The organism is Wenzhouxiangella psychrophila (genome assembly GCF_042310375.1).
GTDB lineage: Bacteria > Pseudomonadota > Gammaproteobacteria > Xanthomonadales > Wenzhouxiangellaceae > Wenzhouxiangella.
The window spans coordinates 587,152-611,934 of record NZ_JBHJMQ010000001.1 but is presented as its reverse complement, the minus strand read 5'-3'; the positions used below and the strand labels follow the sequence as shown (position 1 = coordinate 611,934).

The 24,783-nt window shown below is 63.6% G+C and carries 11 protein-coding genes; 10 read left to right on the top strand and 1 reads right to left on the bottom strand.

Going from position 1 to position 24,783, the window contains the following annotated elements; translation table 11 throughout:
* Positions 1 to 19 precede the first annotated feature (19 nt).
* The 7 genes from ACDC66_RS02595 (at position 20) to ACDC66_RS02565 (ending at position 9,104) form a co-directional block, all read left to right on the top strand.
* A complete protein-coding gene (locus ACDC66_RS02595) occupies positions 20 to 2,797 on the top strand; it encodes a M16 family metallopeptidase (protein WP_376695109.1) in 2,778 nt (925 codons plus the stop codon).
* A gap of 46 nt (positions 2,798 to 2,843) precedes the next feature.
* A complete protein-coding gene (locus tag ACDC66_RS02590; protein ID WP_376695108.1) occupies positions 2,844 to 3,506 on the top strand; it encodes a lysophospholipid acyltransferase family protein in 663 nt (220 codons plus the stop codon).
* A gap of 6 nt (positions 3,507 to 3,512) precedes the next feature.
* On the top strand, positions 3,513 to 4,691 hold the full coding sequence (locus tag ACDC66_RS02585) for a sulfotransferase (RefSeq protein ID WP_376695107.1): 1,179 nt from the start codon (positions 3,513 to 3,515) through the stop codon (positions 4,689 to 4,691).
* Positions 4,684 to 5,778 (top strand): glycosyltransferase, encoded by a 1,095-nt coding sequence (locus ACDC66_RS02580; RefSeq protein WP_376695106.1) that lies wholly within the window; start codon positions 4,684 to 4,686, stop codon positions 5,776 to 5,778. Before ACDC66_RS02585 ends, ACDC66_RS02580 begins: the two co-directional genes overlap by 8 nt.
* Entirely contained in the window at positions 5,768 to 6,430 is a 663-nt protein-coding gene (locus ACDC66_RS02575) for a polysaccharide deacetylase family protein (RefSeq protein ID WP_376695105.1), read from the top strand. The genes ACDC66_RS02580 and ACDC66_RS02575 overlap by 11 nt, the downstream gene beginning before the upstream one ends.
* A 38-nt stretch (positions 6,431 to 6,468) precedes the next feature.
* Positions 6,469 to 7,236, top strand: coding sequence for an exodeoxyribonuclease III (gene xth / locus ACDC66_RS02570; protein WP_376695104.1), 768 nt, complete (start codon positions 6,469 to 6,471; stop codon positions 7,234 to 7,236).
* A 98-nt stretch (positions 7,237 to 7,334) separates the two neighbouring features.
* The gene (locus ACDC66_RS02565) at positions 7,335 to 9,104 is read left to right on the top strand and encodes a choice-of-anchor D domain-containing protein (protein ID WP_376695103.1); all 1,770 of its coding nucleotides are present in this window, start codon (positions 7,335 to 7,337) and stop codon (positions 9,102 to 9,104) included.
* A gap of 882 nt (positions 9,105 to 9,986) precedes the next feature.
* On the opposite strand, the gene grxD is transcribed toward ACDC66_RS02565, so the two are convergent.
* The gene (grxD, locus tag ACDC66_RS02560; RefSeq protein WP_376695102.1) at positions 9,987 to 10,889 is read right to left on the bottom strand and encodes a Grx4 family monothiol glutaredoxin; all 903 of its coding nucleotides are present in this window, start codon (positions 10,887 to 10,889) and stop codon (positions 9,987 to 9,989) included.
* A 176-nt stretch (positions 10,890 to 11,065) separates the two neighbouring features.
* On the opposite strand from grxD, the gene gltB reads away from it, so the two are divergent.
* The 3 genes from gltB to ACDC66_RS02545 all read left to right on the top strand — a co-directional run bounded on the left by gltB (position 11,066) and on the right by ACDC66_RS02545 (position 24,772).
* A complete protein-coding gene (gene gltB, locus ACDC66_RS02555; protein ID WP_376695101.1) occupies positions 11,066 to 15,514 on the top strand; it encodes a glutamate synthase large subunit in 4,449 nt (1,482 codons plus the stop codon).
* Between the two features lie 180 nt (positions 15,515 to 15,694).
* Entirely contained in the window at positions 15,695 to 17,152 is a 1,458-nt protein-coding gene (locus ACDC66_RS02550; RefSeq protein WP_376695100.1) for an FAD-dependent oxidoreductase, read from the top strand.
* Between the two features lie 324 nt (positions 17,153 to 17,476).
* A complete protein-coding gene (locus tag ACDC66_RS02545) occupies positions 17,477 to 24,772 on the top strand; it encodes a cadherin domain-containing protein (protein WP_376695099.1) in 7,296 nt (2,431 codons plus the stop codon).
* The last annotated feature ends 11 nt before the right edge of the window (positions 24,773 to 24,783 follow it).

Here is a 24,783-nt window from a genome sequence, read left to right as displayed (position 1 = left end):
AATACGACGGAGCACCCCCATGCAGCAGCTTGCGTGTAACTGCAGACGACTTCTTTTTGCGCTGATGCTGGCCGCCCTGCCCGTGCTTGCCGCCGCCGAGGCGGAAGGCATCGAGCACGTCGCCAGCGTCGAAGGCATCACTGAGTACCGGCTCGACAACGGCATGAAAGTACTTCTGATGCCCGATCGCAGCCGGCCGACGACCACCGCCAACATCACCTACTTCGTCGGCTCCAAGCACGAGAGCTACGGCGAGACGGGCATGGCCCACCTGCTCGAGCACATGTTGTTCTACGGCACGCCCGACCACCAGGACATCAAGGCCGAGATTTCCGAGCGTGGCGGCCGGGCCAACGGCACCACCTGGTACGACCGCACCAATTACTACCAGACCCTGCCGGCCGGCGAGGAAAACCTCGAATGGGCCCTGCGCATGGAAGCTGACCGCATGGTCAATTCCCTGATCGACGGCGAGGACCTGGAATCGGAAATGACGGTGGTGCGCAACGAATTCGAGATCGGCGAGACCAGTCCGTTCCGCGTGCTGATGCAGCGCGTCATGGCCACCGCCTACATGTGGCACGGCTACGGACGTTCGACCATCGGCGCCCGCGCCGATATCGAGAACGTGCCGGTCGAGCGCCTGCAGGATTTCTATCGCCGCTACTACCAGCCCGACAACGCCATGCTGATTCTTTCGGGCAACTTCGAAACGGACAAGGCCCTTGCCCTGGTCGAGGAGGAGTTCGGCGCCATCCCCGCGCCCGAGCGCACCGGCGACATGAAACTCTGGCCCACCTATACCCGCGAGCCGACCCAGGATGGCGAACGCAGCGTCAACGTGCGTCGCTCGGGCGAGTTCCAGTCCGTGATGGGCGCCTGGCACATCCCGTCGGCGGTGCACGAGGATTTCGCCGCCATTCAGGTGCTCTCCCACGTGCTCGGTGAAGCACCCTCGGGTCGCCTGCACCAGGCGCTGGTCGTCGAGGAACTCGCCAGCCAGGTTGGCACCTACACGCTATCGCTGGGCGAGCCCGCCCTGTTGATGACGTACGCGCAGGTCGACAAGGATGACGACCTGTCCGCTGCACGCAAGGCGATGATCGAAACCGTGGACGCCCTCGAGGAGAATCCGCCGACGCAGGAAGAGGTCGAACGGGCGGCGAACGCGCTCAAGCGCAACGTCGAAGTCGCTCTCAACGATTCCAACCGCGTCGGCATCGAGCTCAGTGAATGGGCCGCGACCGGCGACTGGCGGTTGATGTTCCTCAACCGTGACCGTCTCGACGAAGTCACGGTCGACGACGTCGTGCGCGTGGCCAACACCTACCTGGTCCGCGACAACCGCACCATCGGCCAGTTCCTCCCCGAGGACGATCCGCAGCGCGCGGAAATCCCCGAAGCGCCGGAGGCGGAGAAGCTGCTCGCCGACTACGAAGGCGGTGAAGGCCAAAGCCAGGGCGAATCCTTCGACCCCACGGCCGATAACATCGAAGAGCGACTGGTCCGCTTCGAACTGCCCAACGGCGCCCAGGTGGTTCTGCTGCCCAAGGAAACGCGGGGTGACCGCGTCCAGGGCCGCATCGTCACACGCATGGGCACGCTCGAGACCCTGACCGGCCTGGACAACGTGCCCGGCATGACCGCCAGCATGCTCATGCGCGGCTCGGAGAACCACGACCGCCAGGCAATCCGCGACCGCGTCAGCGAACTGCAGTCGACCCTGTCGATCGGCGGCGGCAACAGCGTGTCCGCCAGCATGGAAAGCACGCGGGAGAATCTCGGCGAATTGCTGAACTTGACCGCCGACGTACTGCGTAACCCGACCTTCAAACCCTCGGAGCTCGAGGAGCTGCGGCGCCAGCAGTTGACGCAGCTCGACCAGGCCAGCGACAACCCGATGTCGGTCGCCTCCCGCCTGCTTAACCGCCATGCCAATCAGCATCCACCTGAACATCCCGAATACACGCCGAGCTGGGACGAGGCGGAAGCACGAATCGAGTCGGTCAAGCGCGAACAACTCATAGACTTCCACGATCGCTTCTACGGCTTCGGGCCGGGCACGACCATCAGTTTCGTCGGCGATTTCGATGCCGACGAATTGCGCGGTCAGCTGGAATCCCTGTTCGGCGAATGGTCGCAGGAGATTGCCTTCGAACGCTACGATCGTCCCTACCACGAGCCGGAACAGGCCGCGCTCGAGGCACAGCTCGACGACAAGGCCAATGCCGGCCTGCTGGGCACCCAGCCCATCCCGATGAGCGACGATCATCCGGACTATCCCGCCCTGTCGCTGGCCGGCCACCTGCTCGGCGGCGGTTTCCTCAATTCCCGCCTGGCCGATCGCATTCGCGACACCGAAGGGCTGAGCTACGGCGTCGGCGGCAGCGTCAATGCCGACAGCATCGACGAGCGGGGTTCGTTCTTCGTCTACGCCATGTATGCGCCCGAAAACCGCGAGCGCCTGGTCGAAGTGCTGTTCGAGGAACTCAACGATGCCGTCGAAAACGGCTTCGACGAAGAAGAAGTCGCCAAGGCCCGGCGCGGCTATCTGCAGCAACTCGAACTGGCCAGAAGCGACGACGGCCAGTTGATGTCGCTGCTCAACAACCATCTCTATCTCGATCGCGACATGTTCTATCGGGCGGAATTCGAGCAGAAAGTCAGCGAGTTGACCGCCGAGGACGTCAGTGAAGCCGCACGGGAGCACCTCTCACCGGAGAAACTCAGTTACGCCGTGGCCGGCGACTTCGAGGACGATTCCGACGAATCCGCGGAAGAGGATTCCGAAGAGTAAAAAAGGAACTCCGGGGTGCCCGCTGTCCGAGCGGGTGCCCCGGGGTATGATGCGCAGCATCATGTTTCGCCGCACGATTCTTCCACGCCTGATCTTCGGCGTTTACCGCATCTTGAGCGCAAGCTGGCGGCTGCGCCGTCACGAGCCGCCCGCCCTGGTCGAGCGCCTTGAAAGCGGGCAGCCATTCGTGGTTGCCATGTGGCACGGTGACGAGCTTGGCCTGGTTTGCTTCGGCCGCTTCTATCACTTGGCCGTGATGGCTTCCCACAGCAAGGACGGCGAACTGCTCGATTACGTCCTGCGCAAGTCCGGCTTCGCCACGACCCGGGGCTCCTCCAGCCGCGGCGGTTCCCGCGCCCTGCGCGGCCTGATGCGCCTGGCGCGCCAGGGCTGGTCTCCGGTGATTGCTGTCGACGGCCCGCGAGGCCCGGTCCACAAGGCCAAACCCGGTGTGCTGGAACTGGCCCGGGTGACCGGCCTGCCGGTTTTTCCCTGCGCCATGGCCTGCAGCCGCCACATTCCGCTGCATCGCTCCTGGGATCTGACGGACCTGCCAACCCCGTTCGCGAAGGTCCTGATCTACTGGGGCGAGCCGATCGTCGTCGACCGCGAAGGCGACGCCCGCTCGCCGCAGATGACGCAGCAGCTCGAAGACGCCATCAACCGCTGCCGACACGAAGCCCGGGAAATGCTGCCGGGCCTCGATTGACTGGCCATGGGGCGGCTGTTCCTTCAATCGCAATGGCGGCTTCTGCGCCTGGGCGCACGCGCGCTCCGGCCACCGGCCAACGGCATGGGCCGCCGCTCGCTTCGCCGCGCCCTGATCATGCTGCTGGTCATCCCCGGGCTTTTCCTGCTCAATCTGTATCACTGGCTCGGCCTGGCGCTCGACGAGATCCTGTTTCGCGGCTACCGGAAAGTTTCAGTGGAACGGCCGCTATTCGTCGTCGGCGTACCCCGCAGCGGCACGACCTTTCTTCACGGCGTGCTGGCCGAAGACAAACGCACCACCACTTTTTCGACCTGGGAATGCTTCTTCGCCCTGTCAGTGACGTGGCGCAAACTCTGGCGCGGGATCGGCCGCCTCGACGCGCGCGTGGGCCGTCCACTGGGCCGTCTGGTCGATTTCCTCACCCGGCGCCTGACCGGCGGCTTCGAGGACACCCACCCGGTGCGTCTCGACCAGCCCGAGGAAGACTTCTTCTGCCTGCTGCCGCCGATGACCTGCTTCGTGCTGGTCGTGCTGTTCCCCGACAGCCCGGACCTGTGGCGCATGGCCCGGCTGGACACCGATGACGATGTCCACTTCCGGAGAAGGCAGCTCGATTACTACCACCGCACCGTTCAGCGTCACCTGTATGTACACGGCCAGGAGCACCGTTTCCTGTCGAAGAACGCCTCCTTCGCCGGCATGGTCGGCAGCCTGTCGCAAACCTTCCCCGATGCTCGATTCATCGTCTGCCTGCGCGAACCCGAACGCGCGCTGTCCTCGCAGCTGAGCACCCTTTCCGACTCACTGCGATTCTTCGCCAGCGATGGCGCGCCGCAACGCTTCAACGAACATTTCGCCGAACTGTTCGCCTTCTACTTCGACAACCTGTTCGAGAAGGCCGACCGCCTGCCGGCCGATCGCATCGCCCTGCTCAACAATGTCGAAATCCGGGCGCATCTCGAAGCGGCCGTCACGCAGACCCTGGACCGGCTTCAGGTCGATCCCGCCCCGTCGTTCGCGAAGCGGCTGCAAGCTCGCGCGCAGGAGTCGCGACAGCACCGCTCAGCGCACAAACACGAGCTCAGCGACAGCAAGCTCGACCCGGCATGGCTGAAAGAGCAATTTGCCGATATCCTTGCCCGTCATGACTTCAGCCGCGACCGATTCGCCTCCCGTGACTGACGCCGACCGACTGCGCGTGTTGATCTGCTGCGACGCGGCGATCGAGCGCAACGGCGTGGGTTCCTATTACGGCGACCTGATCGAGCAAATCGGCGACTCGGTCGAAGCCATCGAACTGATCGCCCCCGGGCACGGTCCGAAACCCCTGATAAGCTTTCCGCTGCCCGGCGACAGGACACAGCAAGCCGCACTGCCGGCCGGCTGGCGCATGGCGCGCGACTTTGACCGACTCAAGCCCCATATCGTCATCATCGCCACGCCCGGCCCCTACGGCATGACCGGCGCGAGGCTCGCGCGACGCCGCGGCATTCCCTTCATCTACGGCTTCCACACCCACTTCGAGGCGCTCAGCGAACTCTACTGGGGCCGCCTGATGACCGCCGTGGCGACGCGCTACCTGGAATCGCGCAACCGCAAGCTGTTCGAGCGCGCCGCCCTGACGCTGGCCCATTCCGGCAGCATGGTGGAACTGGCCAGGAATCTGGGCGCGCGCCGTGCCGAACTGGCGGCCACCCTGCTGCCGGGGCGCTTCGACCGTTCGCCGGAACCAAAGTCCGGCCCGGTGGAAAAGATTCTCTTCGTCGGCCGCCTGGCCGCCGAAAAACGCATCGATCGCCTGCTCGATGCCGCGGCCAGGCGCCCCGGGCTCACGTTCAGCTTCGCCGGCCAGGGCCCGCTCACCGAGACTGTCGCAGCCGCCGCGCGCGAGCACGAAAACATCCGCCACCTCGGCTGGGTCCGGCGAGAATCCATACCGGACTTGCTGGCCGAACACGACGCGCTGGTCCTGCCGTCGGATGTCGAATCCTTCGGTACGGTGGCGCTGGAAGCCATTGCCTGCGCCCGGCCCGCGCTGGTGTCGACGCACTGCGGCATCGGCGAATGGCCGCAGCTCGATCCGGTGCTGTATCGCTTCGACCCGGACCATTCCGACGCCATGGTGCGTGCCCTGGACGCCCTGGTCGAATTACCAAAGGAAGAGCGGCATGCGCGGGCCGATCAAGGCGTGGCCGCCTACGCCGCCATCCGGGATGAAGGCCGGCGGGCCTGGCTCGAGACCTTGGTCGAGGTGGCCCGTGCGGCCTGACATCTCCATCCACGACGTCATGCCCGAAACGCTCGATCGGGTGGCCGAACAACTCGAGCTGATCGAACGGCATTGTCCGGGCCCGGTCACGCTATTGGTCGTGCCCGGCAAGGAGTGGACGGATTCGGCCCTGGACCGTTTGCGCGCCTGGGCGGTGGAGGGCCATCCGCTCGCCGGCCACGGCTGGGCACACCGCGCCCGCCACATCCGCGGGCTCAAGCACCGACTGCATAGCCTGTTCATCTCGCGCGACTGCGCCGAGCACCTGGCCCTGACATCCTCAGAAATCATCGATCTGATGACGCGCAATCAGCAATGGTTCGACGACCATAATCTGCCCGCACCGGAGCTTTATGTGCCACCGGCCTGGGCGCTGGGGCCGGTGACCGCCGCCGAAATCCGGCCGACCGGATTCGCTCGCGTTGAAACCATGAGCGGCTATCTCGACGTCGCTACCGGCCAATTCCGACGCAGCGCCCTGATCGGATTCGAGGCCGCCAGCGCGTGGCAAGGGCCGGTACTGAAAGTCTCCAATGCATTCAATCGCCTGCTCGCCCGCCGGCTGCCGTTACGCGTGGCCCTGCACCCTAACGACCATCGGCTACCCCTGGCCGGGGATCTGGAAGCGACTCTGAAACGCTGCGGTCACTAGGGAGTCTCTGAACACATGATCGGGTACACTTTTGCCCCATGAAAATCGCAAGCTGGAACCTCAATTCACTCAAGGTGCGCCTGCCGCAGGTGCTCGAATGGCTGGAACACCAGCACCCGGACGTGCTCGGGCTGCAGGAGACCAAGCTGACCGACGAGAACTTCCCGGTCGAGGCCATCGAGGAAGCCGGTTATCACGTCGCCTACGCCGGCCAGCCGACCTACAACGGCGTCGCGCTGCTCGCGCGCGAGCAACCACTCGACGTCATGACCGAGATCCCCGACTTTCCCGACGAACAAAAGCGCGTCATCGCCGGCACCGTCGGCAACGTGCGCGTCATCAATCTCTACGTGGTCAACGGCAAGGAAGTCGGCTCCGACAAATACGACTACAAGCTGGCCTGGCTGGAGGCGGTCCGCAAGTGGATCGCCGACGAGCTCACCCGCCACGACAAACTCGTCGTGATGGGAGATTTCAACATTGCCCCGGACGATCGCGACGTGCACGACCCCGAGGCCTGGCACGAAAAGATACTCTGCTCGACACCCGAGCGCGACGCGCTCAAGGCCATGCTCGATCTCGGCCTGCACGACAGTTTCCGCCTGTTCGAACAGCCTGAAGACACGTTTTCATGGTGGGACTACCGCGCCGCGGCTTTCCGCCGCGGCCTAGGTCTGCGCATCGACCTGGTGCTTTGTTCCGACGCCCTGAAGATGACCTGCACGACCAGCTACGTGGACAAGGAGCCGCGCAAAAACGAACGGCCCAGCGATCATGCACCGGTGGTCGCCGAGTTTTCTCTCTGACTGGCGCCGGGAGACATCACGCCAGGGTGGTGCTAGACTTTTTGCAACTGCCGCCGGCGGTTACCAGAAAAACAATCGAGAACAGGGGGAACATCACCATGACGTTTCGAATCGTACCGGCCCTGCTGCCGGTCATCGCCGCCGCTGCGCTCGCAGGTAGCGCCCAAGCTGCCACGCTCAAGCTCATCGATCATCGGTCCGAACTGATCCGTAACGGACAGCACGAGCCGGCGCCCGGTCAGGATTCGATGAGAGCCAATCCCGACGATGTCCTCTTTTCGATTGATTTCGAAGTCAACATCGAAACTTCTGAAGCCTCCCCGGAAATAGCCAGTACGCTGGAGTCCGAGCAAATCGGCATTTGGGAGATCGAAGCAGACGAAGGCGAGGTTGTGGGTGACCCGGTCTGCTATCAGTATGCGCACGAACACAGTCTGTCCGTGACCGCCTCGGGTCAGGCAGCCGCGGGCGCCATCATCGGTGGCCAGAATCCGCTGGCGGAAGCCTCCGCCAGTCTCGATCCGCCTCCCGGAAGCTACGACTATAGTGTCGATGTCACCGGCCCCGGCGGCATCGAGGTGAACGGTGTGGAGATGCCGCTTGCGTTCGGCCCAGCGGAAGTTACCGAAGGCAATAGTCTGGATGGAGAGGAATCGGGGGTCTTTCTGACTTCGATCGGGGAAACGATTACGCTCCATCAGGCGTTCGCGGCGGCGGCAGCGGCACTCCACCCCGGCAGTGCAGAGGTGCGCGGGTCCACGGAGATCGCATTTTCCGAGACCGACCTGGCCCAGTGCTACCCGTCGATCGGGCTGACCCCGGATTCCCTCGATTTCGGCAACCGGGAAGTCGGTACCACCAGCGACCCACTTAGCATCTTGCTGGAGAACGGCGGCCCCGCGGATCTCGAAGTGGACAGCATCAGCGCCGCGGGCGCGTCGTTCTCCACAGCCGATGGCAGTTGCGCCACACCGCCGTTCAGTCTGCCGGCGGGCAGCAGTTGTACGCTCGAATATACCTTCTCCCCCGATGCACCCGGACCCGCAACCGAGACCGTTACGCTCGAGAGCAATGCACCGGATGCGCCGCACGAGATTCAGCTGCAGGGCAACGGCATCCAGGCCGGCCTGGTGCTCGACCCGGGCGTGCTCGATTTCGGTAATCAGGAAGTCGGAACCGGAAGCAGCCCAATCAGCGTCTCCATCGAGAACAGCGGAGACGCCGAGCTACGAGTCGAAAGCGCAACGTCACCAATCGCGCCGTTCGCCGCAGCCGACGGCACCTGCGGAAGCGCACCGTTCACACTGACCCCGGGCGCCACCTGCACGCTCGGCTACAGCTTCAGCCCCGCGGCAACTGGAGAGGCTTCCCAGTCAATCGCGCTCAAGAGCAACGCTCCCGACGGGCCTCACCAATTCGAACTGCAAGGCAACGGCACGCAGGCGGAAACAGTCCTGAGCCTCGACAACGTCGATTTCGGGGAGCAGGCATTCGGCACGTCCAGTGAACCCCGGTCGATCACGATCAGCAATGCCGGAGACGCCGACCTGGTCATCGACGACATCGACAACCCCCAACCACCGTTCGAGATCACCGGCGGCAGCTGTTACCCGCTACCGGCCACGATCGCACCCGGGGAAAGCTGCATGATCGAGGCAAGGATGTCGCCGACATCATGGTCCGGATCGTTTACTGGCGAGATTCTGATCTTCAGCAATTCGCCCTCCAGTCCGGATCGTGTCGGCCTGCGCGGCACCAGTCCGGCGCCGCTTCCGGTGCCCACGCTGGGCCTGCCCTTCGCGGTGCTGCTGATCCTGTCGATACTTGCGATCACACGGCGATGGCATCGACAGCACGCTAGAGGCTGACCGAAAACGCAAACGCCCAACCGCGCCGCCACGGGCGGCCGGTGATCATGCGCCCGTTGCGCTTGCCCAGCAGGCTGGCTCGTTGATGCCTGTGCCGCTGGGCAGTGTTTTGCTACCGCCGGGTTGGCTGGCCTCGACAAATCAAAGTCAAAAGCGGTTCCGCCCGCCTGCTCCGCAGGATGTTTCTATGAGGCGTCCGGTTACCTGGCGCTAGGTTGTTCTTTACCGCTGCACGCAGTGGTGGCCCCGACAAGTCAACTGCTGTTTCGCCCGGCTTGCTTCGCAAGCTCTTGCGGCGAGCAACTTTTTTCTCGCGCGAAAAAAGTAGCCAAAAGCGCGCTGAAAAGATGGCGGACTCGTTTCGGGAGTCCCACCGGGGAGCGGCTTCAGTATTTTGTCTGGGGTTTCGTTTGAAATCTCTGAGACACAGGCGGGCTTACGACGTCCGATTGGACTGGCCCGCACCCAGCCTCACGACCTCGAAAGCGAGGCTTCGACGTCCGTGCTAAGGGTTTGAAGCCAGGGCGCATTCACCTGACGTCATCTCCAATGGCACAGCCAAAGCCGGGTTGATCGAGGTCGGGCCGTCAGAATGCAGATTACGCCCAAGGGACGTCGAAGACACCAAGTGTCTAGACGGAGCAGGAGCGAAGTTAGAAACAAAATACTGAAGCCTGCGCGTCTTGTTGGTCCTGCGGCGCATCCGTACTCTTTTCAGCGCGCTTTTGGATTCCTTTTACCGCGCGAGGTAAAAGGAATTCGCCGCAAGAGCCTGCGAAGCAGGCCGGGCGAAACAGCCTTTGAAGTGTCGAAACCCGCACCGCGACGAGCAGTCGCACCCATACGAGGTGCCAACCGATTAAAGCAGGCCGCCGGCTGCAATCAGCCGAGAATCGCCTGCGCCCCGCCTTCGAGGTTATAAACCTGCGTGTAGCCCTGCTTGCGGTAGTGCTCGGCGTACTGCTGCGAGGTCTGGCCGACATTGCATACGAACACCAGCGGCTGGTTGGGATCGCCGTCCTTAAGCTTGGCCATCAAGTCGGCATCCAGGGGCTCGGCGAAATCCAGCGGCTTTTCGCCGCGGTCGGCCTCGTTGCGGGTATCGATTACCAGGATGCGTTCGCCTGAATTGATGCGTTCCTGAAGTTCGGCCGGCGTCATTTGCTTGACCGGCGCCGGCGCACCCGGCAGGTCGAGCTTGAGACCCTCGCCCTGGACGGTCTCGACCCAGTCGACGGTCGCACCCTTGGCGCGCTGTGCGCTGGCGAGATCCATCAGCACGGTAATGCCATTCGACTCGGTCTCGATCTCGCTGCCTTCCTTCGGTCCGACCTGGAACTGGGCGTCCCAACCCGAATCGATGGCGAAATGCAGGTGATTGCCCGGATAAGCCTCCAGAAATTCGCGAATCTTTCCGGCCGCCTTGTCGGTAATCGTAATCTCCGGCGGCGTGCGGTCGGGCTTTTCCAGCCCGAACATTTCGTGCAGCTCGCCGGTGTTGAACATCTCGCCGATGATGTCGTTGCCACCGACCAGCTCGCCGTCGACATACAGCTGCGGAATGGTCGGCCAGTCACCGAAGACCTTGATGCCCTCGCGGATATTGTCGTCCTCGAGCACGTTGTAAGTAGCGTAATCGCCTTCCAGCAGCTGGTCGAGGATGCCGGCGGTGCGGGCCGAAAAGCCGCACTGCGGCATCTTCGGCGTGCCCTTCATGTAGAGCACCACGCGGTGCGAGGCAATCTGCGATTCGATCTTTTCCCGAACGGCGGGGTCTAGAGACATGGGTGTAGGGACCTGCTTGAATGAGTTTCGATATTGATTGTTGGGCTTCCAGAGGCCACTATCAAGGCAAATGCGGCAATCCCGACGCATCAGAACATCGAACACGGTATCCTATTGGGTTCCCCGAACATACGCCAACGTATGCCCTCGACGGGGCAACGCGGCTGGAGGCTTGCTTGAAGACACTGCATCATCCTGATTTCGAAAAAGATTCCTGTGGATTCGGGCTGATCGCCCGACTGGATGATGCCGCCCGTCACGACACCGTGGCTGATGCGGTTCAAGCCCTGGTGCGCCTGACGCATCGTGGAGCGGTCGCGCCCGACGGCAAGACCGGTGACGGCTGTGGCTTGCTGCTGAAAATGCCGACCGAGTTCCTGCGAGCGGTTGCCCAGGAGGCGGGCATCGAGCTGGGCGAGCAGTTCGCCGTCGGCACGATTTTCCTCGACCATCACGACGATCGAGCCGCCGATCAGAAGGCGGTTCTCGTAAACGAAATCATGGGCCGAGAGCTCGCTGTTGCCGGATGGCGCCGAGTGCCGGTCGACCCGGAAGCCTGCGGCGAGACCGCCCGCGCCACGCTCCCGCGCATCGAGCAGGTCTTTGTCACCCCGGCCGATACCATCGACGACGACGATTTCGAGCGGCGACTCCTGCTGGCCCGCCGTCGCTGCGAGCAGTCCGCCGGTGACAAGCCGGACTACATCGCCAGCCTTTCGGCCCGCACGATCAGCTACAAGGGCATGGTGATGCCCGAATACCTGGCCACCTTCTACCCGGACCTGGCCGATAAGCGCATGGCCACTTCGGTGGCGGTTTTTCACCAGCGTTTCTCCACCAACACCCTGCCCAAGTGGTCGCTGGCCCAGCCCTTCCGGATGCTGGCCCACAACGGCGAGATCAACACCATCCGTGGCAACCGCCACTGGGCGCGCGCCCGGCGCAAGCTGCTGGCCTCACCACTACTGACCGAGCTGGGCGAAATCGACCCGCCGGTGGGCATGCAGGGTTCGGATTCCAGCTCGCTCGACAACATGCTCGAGCTGCTCGTCGCCGGTGGCATGGATATGCCCCAGGCGGTGCGCATTCTGATTCCGCCGGCCTGGCAAACCGACGACAACCTCGATGCCGATTTGCGTGCCTTCCACGAATTCTTCGCCTTCCACCAGGAAGCCTGGGACGGCCCGGCCGGCCTGGTGATGTGCGACGGCCGGCACGCGGTTTGCGCGCTCGACCGCAACGGACTCAGACCGGCGCGCTGGACCAAGACCACCGACAATCGTCTGATCGTCGCGTCCGAGACCGGCGTGGTCGACGTGCCGATCGAACAGGTCGCCGCCCGCGGCCGGCTGGGGCCGGGACAGATCCTGGTCGCGGACCTGGCCACCGGTGAACTGCTCGACCATCGCGGCGTCGACAAGCAGCTCAAGAATCTGCATCCATGGCAGGACTGGCTGAAATCGGGCGTGAAGTACCTCGACTCGGAGCTGGTCGACGTGCACATGGCCGCCGAGCCTTTCGATACCGACACCCTGGCCAGCTACCAGAAGATGTTCAACTTCTCGCGCGAAGAACGGCGCGAGGTCGTCGCAGTGCTGGCCAATACCCAGGCCGAGGCTGTGGGCTCGATGGGCGACGACACGCCCATGCCCGTACTCTCGACCAAGGTACGCTCACTGTTCGACTGCTTCCGGCAGCAGTTCGCCCAGGTGACCAATCCCGCGATCGACAGCCTGCGAGAGAAGATCGTGATGTCGCTCGAGACCGGTATCGGCCGCAAGGGCAATGTGTTCGAGCCCGGTCCCGAGCTGGCCGACCGCGTGGTGCTGAACTCGCCCGTGCTGTCACAGCGCAAACTGCGGCAGCTGATCAATACGCCGCAGTTCGGCCTGCCCTCGGAGTTTCTCGACCTCAACGTGCCGGCCGACCAGCCGCTCGAAGAAGCGCTGCGCGATTTGTGCCGGCAGGCCGAGGAAGCGGTGAACAACGGCACCCTGATCCTGCTGATCTCCGATCGCTACCTCAAGCACGATCACCTGCCGGTCCACGCCCTGCTGGCCACCGGCGCGATCCACCATCACCTGCTCGAAACCGGCCAGCGCCCGCTTTGCAACTTGATCGTGGAGACCGCCACGGCCCGGGACCCGCACCACTTCGCCTGCCTGATCGGCTTCGGCGCAACGGCCGTCTATCCCTATCTCGTCTACCAGACCCTGCAGGCCATGGCCAACGCCGGCGAGTTCGAGCATCCGCGCGACGAAGCCCTGCAGCTCGGGCGCGCCTACCGCCGGGGCATCCGCAAGGGCCTTTACAAGATCCTGTCGAAGATGGGGATCTCGACTATCGGCTCCTACCGCGGTGCGCAGTTGTTCGAACTTGTCGGCCTGGCCGACGAGGTCGTTGATCTGTGTTTCCCCGGGGCGGTCAGCCGTATCCAGGGCGCGACCTTCACCGACCTGCATGACGACCAGCGCAAGCTCGCGCGCTGGGCCTGGGAGAAGCGCGTGCCGATCGAGCACGGCGGCCTCTACCGCTACGTCGACCACGGTGAGTATCACGCCTGGAATCCCGACGTGGTCACCGCCCTGCACCGCGCCACCCAGAACACCGATCGCGCCGCCTGGGATGAATACACCCGCCTGGTCAACGACCGCGAGCCGGCGACCCTGCGCGACCTGCTGAAGATCACCAGCCCGAATGAGCCGATCGAACTCGACGCGGTCGAACCCGTCGAGTCGATCTTCAAGCGCTTCGATTCGGCCGGCATGAGCCTCGGTGCCCTGTCACCGGAGGCGCACGAGGCGATCGCGATCGCCATGAACCGCATCGGGGCGCGCTCGAACTCCGGCGAAGGCGGCGAGGACCCGCTGCGTTACGGCACCGAGAAGCGTTCCAAGATCAAGCAGATCGCCTCGGGCCGTTTCGGCGTGACGCCGGAATACCTGATCAACGCCGAAGTCATCCAGATCAAGATCGCCCAGGGCGCCAAGCCCGGCGAGGGCGGCCAGCTGCCCGGCCACAAGGTCGACAAGCTGATCGCCCGACTGCGCTACGCCACGCCGGGCGTGGGCCTGATCTCGCCGCCGCCGCACCACGACATTTATTCCATCGAAGACCTGGCGCAGCTGATCTTCGACCTCAAGCAGGTCAACCCCGAGGCGCTGGTCTCGGTCAAACTGGTATCCGAGCCGGGCATCGGCACGGTCGCCGCCGGCGTGGTCAAGGCCTATGCCGACCTGATCACGGTCTCCGGCTACGACGGCGGCACCGGCGCGAGCCCGCTGACTTCAGTGAAGTACGCCGGCGCGCCGTGGGAGCTGGGCCTGTCGGAAGTCCGCCAGGTGCTGATGGCCAACGACCTCAGGGGCCAGGTGCGCATCCAGGCCGACGGCGGCCTCAAGACCGCCGTGGACGTGGTCAAGGCCGCCATCCTGGGGGCCGAAAGCTTCGGCTTCGGCACCGCGCCGATGATCGCCATCGGCTGCAAGTACCTGCGCATCTGCCATCTCAACAACTGCGCCACGGGTGTGGCCACGCAGCACGAGGTGCTGCGCAAAAAGCATTTCATCGGCCTGCCCGAGATGGTAATCAACTTCTTCCGCTTCGTCGCCGAGGACGTCAGGGCCATCCTGGCCGAACTGGGCGTGTCGAAACTGGAGGACCTGATCGGCCGCACCGAGTACCTGGAACGCATCGAGGGGCTGACCGAGCGACAGAACCGTCTCGATCTCTCGCCGCTGCTGGCCGAAACCGGCCTGGAATCGGGCGCCGAGCGCTTCTGTGTCGCCGAACGCAACCCGCCGCACGACAAGGGTGAGCTGGCGCAGAAGATCGAGGACGATACCGCCGGGGCGGTCAAAAACCTGGCGGGCGGGCGTTTCGAGTACGCCATTCGCAACAGTGATCGTTCGATCGGCGCACGTCTTTCCGGCTTTATCGCCCGCCATCACGGCAACCAGGGTATGGCCGAATCCCCCCTCAGCCTGGCGTTCACCGGCACGGCCGGGCAGAGCTTCGGCGCCTTCAATGCCGGCGGCCTGGAGTTGACGCTCACCGGCGAGGCCAACGACTACGTCGGAAAAGGCATGACCGGCGGGCGCATCGTCCTGCGCGTTCCTTCGGGCATCCAATATACCGCCTGCGAAACACCGGTCATGGGCAACACCTGCCTGTACGGCGCCACCGGCGGCGAGTTGTTCGCCGAAGGCACCGCCGGCGAGCGCTTCGCCGTACGTAACTCAGGCGCGGTAGCCGTCATCGAGGGCGCCGGCGACCACTGCTGCGAATACATGACGGGCGGTATGGTGGTCGTGCTCGGCAAGACCGGCATCAACTTCGGTGCCGGCATGACCGGCGGCTTCGCCTATGTGCTCGATCTCGACCGCGGTTTCGTGGACCGCTACAACCACGAGCTGATCGACATCCACCACATCGCGCCCGAGAGCATGGAAAACCACGTGCACCACCTGCGTAACCTGATCATGCGTCACCACGAACTCACCGGCAGCCGGCACGCCGTCGAAGTCCTCGACGACTTCCGCCGCATGCTGCCGAAGTTCTGGCTGGTCAAGCCCAAGGCCGCCGACCTCGACGACCTGATCGCCTCGCTGCGTAACGCGGCCTAAGCTAAATCAAAACCTTTTTGTCCACAGATGAACACAGATAAACACAGATGGGAAAACAAGAGGCTCGAATCGGCCTTGGCTGATCAGTCGACCAATCGGTTCTTCGGTCAAACCATCCAGGCGAACTGTTTTATCCGTGTTCATCTGTGTTCATCTGTGGACATTTAATTTAAAAAAGTTATGGACAAACCAAGCAATTTGCACTTTCTGAATAGCCCGCGCACCAATCCTGAAGAGGTGCCGATCCCGATTCGCGTGCGCGAGTGGGGTGAGATTTACGGGCAGTACGATGAAGACGGCGCCGAAGACCAGTCGGCGCGCTGCATCGACTGTGGCAACCCGTATTGCGAGTGGAAGTGCCCGGTGCACAACTACATCCCCGACTGGCTGCGCCTGGTCCGCCAGGGGCGCCTGTTCGAGGCCGCCGACCTGTGCCACCAGACCAACGCCCTGCCGGAGATGTGCGGACGCATTTGCCCCCAGGATCGTCTATGCGAAGGCGCCTGCACGCTCAACGACGGCCTGGGCGCGGTCACCATCGGCTCGGTCGAGAAATACATCACCGACGAAGCCATCAAGCAGGGCTGGCGCCCGGATCTGTCCCACGTTCAGCCGACCGGGAAGAAAGTCGCCGTCGTCGGCGCCGGACCGGCCGGCCTGGGTTGTGCCGACCGGCTAACTCGCCACGGCGTCGAGGCGCATGTCTTCGACAAGTATCCGCGCATCGGCGGCCTGCTGACCTATGGCATTCCGCCTTTCAAGCTCGAGAAGCACGTGGTCGAAACGCGCCGGGAAATCATGGAAGGCATGGGCATCCGCTTCCATCTCGGCCAGGAAGTGGGCAAGGACATCTCGCTCGATGAACTGCTCGATCAATACGATGCCGTTTTTCTGGGCATGGGGACCTACAAATACGTCGACGGCCGCCTGGAAAACCAGGACCTGCCCGGCGTGATTGCCTCCCTGCCCTACCTGATCGGCAATATCGGGCAGGTGCTCGAAGAACCGATGGAAGGCTTCGACTACGTCAACCTCAAGGACCAGCGCGTGGTCGTGCTCGGCGGCGGCGACACCGCCATGGACTGTGTTCGCACCGCCATCCGCCAGGGAGCGAGCGAGGTCACCTGCGCCTACCGCCGTGACGAGGAAAACATGCCCGGCAGCCGAAGAGAGGTGAAGAACGCCAAGGACGAGGGCGTCCACTTCCTGTTCAATCGCCAGCCCGTGGGCATCGTCGGCAACGTTAAGGCTGAAGGCGTCAAACTGGTCGAGACGCAACTCGGCGATCCCGACGAGGCGGGCCGCCGACGTCCCGAGGCCGTACCCGGCAGCGAGCAGGTCGTCGAGGCCGATACCGTCATCATCGCCTTCGGCTTCCGCCCCAATCCGCCGGAATGGCTGACGGCCGCCGGCGTGGAAACGCACGATGACGGCCGCCTGGTCGTCGGCGCGGAAGGCCACAGCGGCTACCAGACCAGCCTCCAAAAGATCTACGCCGGCGGCGACATGGTGCGCGGCGCCGACCTGGTCGTCACCGCCGTCTACGAGGGCCGCGAAGCCGCCCACTGCATTCTTTCTGACCTCGGCATCGACGCGCCCACATCGCAGCACGAAACAACCGCGGCGGCTGTCGGCTAGCATTCCCTCAGGCACCCGCAAAGCAGAGCCCTTTTCCCGAAGGGCTCCACTCCTCCTGCGTTTTTTACTTTCTATACGCTCCTGTGATAGCGTCGCTCGTTGATTTTTCGATTGGGGATCGATTGCTTCACCAGCACCGTCTCTCTTCACGCACGTGAATTGATTGGACTGTAAGGGGATGCTCGATTCCGAGAAGAGGGACGGAATCATGAAAGCTCACCGCACATCTCATTCAATCAGCAAGCTATCGTCGGCCCTGCCACCGTTGCTCAATGGCTTCCGGAAAGCGTCATCGACTCGCCCCGAGTTGGTAGGTGACTTGCCATGAGAACGGTACCGACTTCCATACAACGAAAGTTTCCCCTTCTCTGGGTGCTGGTTTTTACCTCCCTGGCATGGGGCACGTCAGCGGCTTTCGGAGCAGTCACGAGCGAGGTGACGTTCGGGTTCTCCAAATATGACGGCAGCCTGGCCAACGGGGATTCCTACACTGCGACCATCGAGGCCGACGGCACGGCCGATCAGATGACGTTCAGCAACTGGCGGATCGACGAGTCCTACGCGCTTGACTTCGGCGTGAACATGAACAACGGCGGCCCGGACTCGATATTCGCCGACCCCGCGGGTGACGGTTTCCAGTTCGTTTCTTTCACCACGGAGGTTTTCTGCGGAACGTCGTGGTCGTTCGATATCGTCGGTTACAAGGACGGCAGCCCGGTCGCGGGGGCGAGCCAGAGCTACAATCTCGGCGGTCTTGGCGGGCCCACGACGCATTCGGTCGGGTTCGACTCCGTCGACGAGGTCCGGTTCGAGAACTACTCCACCAACGATGGAAACCAGTGTCTGGTCATCGACGACATCGTCGTCGACCAGGAGGTCGTAGCGAACACGGCCCCCTCTTTCTCGAACCTCGATGCGACCGTCATGTTCGACGAGGCGGACGGGATACCGGTCGTCGTCGATGCCGATGCGACAGTCGCCGATACGGAGCACGATAGTGCCAACGACTACGCCGGCAGCACGCTCACCGTCGCGCGCGAGGGTGGTGCGAACGCCGACGACGATTTCAGCTTCGACACCGGCGCGGGCACGTTCACGGTGTCAGGGGGCGATCTGCTGACCGGCGGCAATGTCTTCGCGAGCTTCACTGACAACTCGGGGACGTTGACCGTTAGTTTCAATTCCAGCGAGGCCGCGGCAACCTCCTCCCTGGTGGACGATGTCCTGCAGGGCGTGACCTACGCGAATACCGGCAGCCCGGTCGTCGTCGAGTACGGCCTGAGATTGAGTTTCGACGACGGCGGGCTACAGACATCGGATTCCGTCCCGGTCGAGTTCGATCCCGAACTGGCCCCTGTGACCGCGAACACGACCTGGGATTTTACGGAACTGGGCCCGGAACTCTCCAATTTCGACCCGATCGACGCGCGCATCGTCACCGAATCCACGTTCGAACTGCTCTTCCACGGCTTCCGGTTCGGCGATGCCAGCGAGAGCGGTTCCATCGATTCCAACGAACTGCAACTCGACCAGGTCACCTCCGACGAGCGTACGACCGGCGTACGCTTCGAGTCCGACGAGCCGTTCTCGCTCGAAACGATCGACATCGACAATTTCTCGACCTTCGCGCAGGACGTGGTGGTCCATGCCTATCTTGACAACTCGCTGGTCGACAGCCGGTCATTCTCATACGGTGCCTCCAGTGGCTATCAGACGCGGCAGTTCGCATCGGCGAACACCGCCTTCGCGAACGTCGACGAAATCCGGGTCACCACCAACGTCGACGAGTCTGTCGCCCTCGACAATATCGTGGTGGACGCCGGCAACTCCCCTCCGACGGTGGATCTTGACACGGGTGCCGGTGGCACCGGCCACAGCGCAGCATTCAGCGAGAACACCAATCAGGGCGTCACGGCTTCGGACGGTGTGGCGGTCACTGGCCCCGTGGCCACCTCCGACTCCGACGGAAGCATCGAATCGGCAACATACACTCTGGATAATCCGCAAGGAGACGCGGGCGAAGGCTTGGCAGTGGATACCGCTCCGCTTGCGTCCGCACTCGGGTTCACGACGTCGTCCAACCAGATCACGATCACCCGCAATTCGGCGAGCCTCGCCGATTTGATCGAGGCGATGGAGGCCGTGCACTACCAGAACAACAGCGACACGCCGGACCTGACGACCCGGACGGTAACGGTCGAGGTAGCCGACGACGGCGGGGCGACCGCGAGCGCCACGGCAACGATCACCATTGAAGCGGGCAACGACACGCCGATGATCAGCGGTCCGGGCGGCACGCTACGACCCGACGAGGACGTGGCATTCGACCTCTCCGGCGCCAATGAAATCCAGATTGCGGATGTGGACGCGGGCGGCGCAACGGTCGAGGTATCGGTGTCGGCAAACAACGGCACGCTGACGCTCGGTTCGACAACCGGTCTCGCATTCGACAGCGGCGGCAACGGGGCCAGTGCATTCACAGTGAGCGGTACGGTCACCGACCTCAACAACGCCCTGTCGACCCTCGCCTATCTGGGCGATCCGGATTACTTCGGCACGGATACCATCTCGGCAACGGTCAACGACCGCGGCAACACCGGAACGGATCCGGGGCTGACCGGGGACGCCAGCAGCGAGGCGGATTCCACAACGGTGTCGCTAGACGTCCAGTCGGTACCCGATGCACCGACGATCACCGCGATCGCCGATCAGACCACGGATGAGGATACGGCCCTCAGTGGAATCGCGTTCATGATCGACGATGCCGAAACCGCCGCGAGTGGACTGACGCTCTCGTTCACGGCTGCCGATCCTTCACTGATCAACAGCCACGCCTTCGGTGGTTCCGGCACCAACCGCACGCTGGACATCGTACCCGCGGACGATCAGAACGGCGCCACGATGATCACCATTACGGTCGACGATGGAGGACTGAGCACGCAGGAGAGCTTCCAGCTCACGATCAATGCGGTCAATGACCTGCCGACGGTATCGCCGGCGATTTCCACATTCGACACCACCGTGGACGAAGACGCTTCCGTTCCGTCATTCGCGTTCACGGTCGATGATGTCGAATCGGGCGGGGCCGGCGTTACCGTCTTGGCCTCTTCCGACAACCAGACGCTGGTGCCCGACACGAACCTGTCGATCACGGACAACGGCGGCGGCGACCGGACACTGGATATCACGCTGGCGGCGGATGAAAACGGGACGGCCAACATCACCGTCACGCTCGACGACGGCACCGATACGGTGGACGGCAGCTTCACACTCACCGTGAACGCCGTGAACGATCCGCCGGCCGTGTCGCTCGACCAGAGCTCGGACACCATTCCCGAAAACAATGGTAGCGACGTGACCGTCGCGCAGATCACGGTCGAAGACGACAACGAAGACGGCAGCACCAACGATCTCTCGCTGAATGGCCCGAACGCCGGGAACTTCGCCATCAGCGGCAGCGACCTCGTCTTCACCGGCAGCGCCGATTTCGAGGCGAAGGATACCTACAACGTGTCCGTCGAGGTCAATGACCCGGCGGTGGGCAGCACACCGGACGATACCGCGAGCTTCACGCTGAATATCAGCGATGTCGATGAAGAACCGGTTTTCCAGGCCACGGGGCCATTCTCCGTAGACGAAGCCGCCGGCAACGGCTTTGCTGTCGGAGACGTGGATGCGACCGATGGAGACGGCGGCGCTACCGATGCCAACTTGACTTACGCGATTGTCGGCGGCAATACGGGTGCCCCATTCGCGATCGATGGCGGAGCCGGAGCAATCACCGTCAACGATGCGAGTGCAATCGATTTCGATACCAGCCCGACATTCAGCCTGGACGTCGAAGCCGACGACGGCACGAACGCGCCAACCGCCACGGTGACCGTCAACGTCAACAACGCGGCACCTTCGACCCCCGTCGACAGCGACGGCGCCTCCGGTGGTTCCGTGAGCGAAGACGCCGCCAACGGCACAGCGGTCGGCATCACCGCCGACGCCAGTGATCCGGCCGGCGGCAACGTCAGCTACGCGCTGACCGACGATGCCGGCGGACGCTTCCAGATCAACGCCGGCACGGGCATTGTCACGGTTGCCGACACTTCGCTGATCGACTTCGAGAGCGCGACATCGCACAGCATCACCATCGTGGCCTCCGATGACGACGGCGTGGACTCGAGCCCGGCTTCGTTCACGATCGCCGTTACCGATGTCGACAGCCCGCCGGAATTCACGTCGACCGGCCCGTTCGCCGTCGGCGAGGCGCCGAGCAACGGGATTCTGGTGGGCGATGTCGACGCAAATGATGGTGACGGCGGCAGTGCCGATGCGGGTATTAGCTACGCGATAACAGGAGGCAATGCCAGCGGTGCCTTCGCGATCGACAACAGCGGTGTAATCGAGGTGGCCGACGGATCGCTGATCGATTTCGAGGACAGCGCTTCATTCGTCCTCACGATCGAGGCCGACGACGGCGGCAGCACGGCATCCGCAACGGTAACCATCAATGTCACCGACGAGCCGCCCTCACAGCCGGTCGATACGGACGGCTCCGCAGATTCGGTGGCCGAAGATGCCGCCAACGGCGATCCTGTCGGGGTCGACGTAACGTCTTCGGACCCCGCCGGCGGAGACATCACCTATACGCTCACCGACGATGCCGGCGGCCGCTTCGCCATTGACGGCGCCGGAGTGGTTACAGTCGCCGATGCTGCATCCATCGACTTTGAAAATGCGACCAGTCACACGCTGGTTATCGAAGCGCGCGACGCAGACGGGACAGCCTCCTCTTCCCTGACGGTGACCATTGCGGTGACCGATGTGCTCGAGACACCTACGGTGACAGCCCCGCCGGGATTGACCATCGATGCCGCAGGTCTGTTCACCGAGGTTAATCTCGAACGTGACGGCACGGCGACCGCCGACGATGACGAGGACGGCAGTCTCACGCCGACACCGGAGGACATCACGACACCGACCTGGCTGCGGCCGGGAACTCACGCCATTACCTGGTCTGCCACCGACAGCGATGACCAAACGGGCACCGATATCCAGATCGTCGAGGTCCGACCCCGTGTAGGGATCGGTCCGGACCGCACCGTTCAGGAAGGCACGAGCATCGAAATACCGATCGAGCTCAACGGCGATGCACTCGACGGTACGACGCCGACTATCGACGTCGATGTGTCCGGGACAAGCACCGCGGACGGTGCGGACTACGCGGGCCTTGGCGCGCCGCTGTCGGTCTCCATCCTGGCCGGTCGGACCGGCACGATCAGTTTCGATGTGCTCGACGACGGGCTGTCGGGCGAGGGCCCGGAAACACTGGTGCTCGAACTGACGGGCACCGCCGGAAATACCGTGCTGGCCGAGCGCAGGCAGGTCACCATCACCATCGTGGAGGACAACACGCCGCCGGTGGTTTCACTGGAAGCTCAGCAGGGGGCGAACAATCCGGCGGTTATCATCGACGGCACGGTAACCGACACGGTGACCGTCTCGGCCGACACCGTGGACGCAACGTCTGCGGCCGACATGACCTTTGACTGGAACGATGCCGAAACGGGCCTCGTGGACCTGGCCAACGATGGCGATCCCGCGACGTTCGAGTTCGATCCTTCGGTCGTCGCGCCCGGCATCTACGACATCGAGGTCACCGCCACCGATGACGATCCGTCGCCCCTGTCGGGCACCGCCAGCCTGCGGCTGCGCGTGATCGATCCGTTTCCGGCGTTGACCGGCGCCGATACCGACAACGATGGCTTGCCCGACAACGATGCAGCGGAAGGCCGGCCCGATCGCGATGGCGATTCACTACCCGACTACCGCGATCCATACGCAGATCGAAACACCACCCATGCCGACCTGGCCGACCCGAGTGGTTATCGTCTCGAAACCGAGCCGGGACTGAAGCTGAGCATCGGACGCGTCGCTTTCGCCGTCGACAAGGACGGATCGCAGGTCAGCGCGGCCGATATCACCAACACGCTGGGTCTTACCGATGCCCGAACCAACGTCGGCGGCTATTTCGACTTCCGAGTGGACGGCCTGCCGACGCCCGGTGCCGTTATCGATGTGGTGGTGCCGCAACGCGCGGCGATTCCGGCCGACCCGGTGTATCGAAAGATCGATGCCAGCGGCCAGTGGGCCGACTTCGTTAAAGACGGACAAGATGCCGTGGCCTCGGCGCCCGGGGCACCCGGATATTGCCCGCCGACGGACGATCCGGCGTACACAGCAGGACTGACGCCGGGAGACTGGTGCGTGCGCCTGACGATTGCCGACGGCGGGCCCAATGACTCCGACGGCGTCGCCAACGCCCGCGTCGTCGATCCCGGCGGCGTCGCCGAAGCCGTCGTGCCCCCGACCATCACCAACGCGCCGGCGACTTCCGTTCAGCAGGACTCGGCCTACGAATACATTCCCCAGGTCGACGATCCCGATCCGGGCGATACCGCGACGTTCTCGATCAGCGGCCAGCCCGCCTGGACCACCTTCGACACTGCCACCGGCGCGCTGACGGGTACGCCGGGCAACGCCGATGTCGGCGTCTACGGAAACATCGAAATCACCGTGACCGACAGCTATGGCGAGACCGACAGCACGGGGACGTTTTCAATCGAGGTCGTCAACGTCAACGATGCACCGACAATTAGCGGCAACCCGCCTGGACAGGTGGCGCAAGACAACGCCTATACCTTCACACCCACCGCCGACGACATCGACAACGGCGACAGCCTGGTATTCAGCATCGAAGGAAAGCCGGCCTGGGCGGCCTTCGACCCGGTCGACGGCACACTGTCCGGCACGCCGGGTAACGAGGACGTGGGCACTTACAGCGGCATCGAGATTACCGTCGAAGACGCTGCAGGCGCTTCAGCGACACTGGGACCCTTTGCCATCGAAGTGACCAACGTCAACGATGCCCCGACCCTGTCGGCCATCGCCGACCAGACGACCGACGAGGATCAGCCGGTGGGAACCATTGCGCTTACCGTTGGAGATGTCGACGATCCACTCGGCGACTTGAGCCTTTCTCTGAGCAGCGACAATCCCTCGCTGATCGGAAGCTTCACCTTCAACGGCAGCGGTGCGCAGCGCAGCCTTGACCTGAGCCCCGCCCCGGATGCCTCCGGCACCGCCAATGTCACCGTGAGCGTCAGCGACGGCGACCTGAGCACCTCGCAATCATTTTTGCTGGAGGTCAATCCGGTCAACGATCCGCCGGAAATCGTTTCGACGCTGGATGACATCGTGATCGGAGGAAGAGAAGGCAGCATCTCGTTCGACATTCGCATTGACGATGTGGATACCCCCGTCGACTCACTGGTCGTAACGGGGCAATCCGATCTTCAGACCCTGGTTCCCGACGCCAACATCGTGGTCACCGGAACGGGCGCAGAGCGTCAGGTCGAAGTGACTCCGAACCCCAATCGCTCCGGAAGCGCGCGCATCACGCTCATCGTCGACGACGGTTCCGATACGGCAAGGGGTTCGTTCGACATCAGCGTCAGGCCCATCGCCATTCCCGTCCTGTCCTGGCCCGGACTCCTGATCCTGTCGGCCCTGATGGCCGCACTCGCCGCAGCCGGCACAAAGCGGGTGGCAATTCGAAGGGCCGAGTGACCATGACCTCC

Coding starts and splice junctions, on each gene's coding strand:
- ACDC66_RS02595 (WP_376695109.1), top strand. CDS start 20: ATGCAGCAGCTTGCGTGTAACTGCAGACGACTTCTTTTTGCGCTGATG.
- xth (WP_376695104.1), top strand. CDS start 6,469: ATGAAAATCGCAAGCTGGAACCTCAATTCACTCAAGGTGCGCCTGCCG.
- ACDC66_RS02585 (WP_376695107.1), top strand. CDS start 3,513: ATGGGGCGGCTGTTCCTTCAATCGCAATGGCGGCTTCTGCGCCTGGGC.
- ACDC66_RS02545 (WP_376695099.1), top strand. CDS start 17,477: ATGAGAACGGTACCGACTTCCATACAACGAAAGTTTCCCCTTCTCTGG.
- ACDC66_RS02590 (WP_376695108.1), top strand. CDS start 2,844: ATGATGCGCAGCATCATGTTTCGCCGCACGATTCTTCCACGCCTGATC.
- grxD (WP_376695102.1), bottom strand. CDS start 10,889: ATGTCTCTAGACCCCGCCGTTCGGGAAAAGATCGAATCGCAGATTGCC.
- ACDC66_RS02550 (WP_376695100.1), top strand. CDS start 15,695: ATGGACAAACCAAGCAATTTGCACTTTCTGAATAGCCCGCGCACCAAT.
- ACDC66_RS02565 (WP_376695103.1), top strand. CDS start 7,335: ATGACGTTTCGAATCGTACCGGCCCTGCTGCCGGTCATCGCCGCCGCT.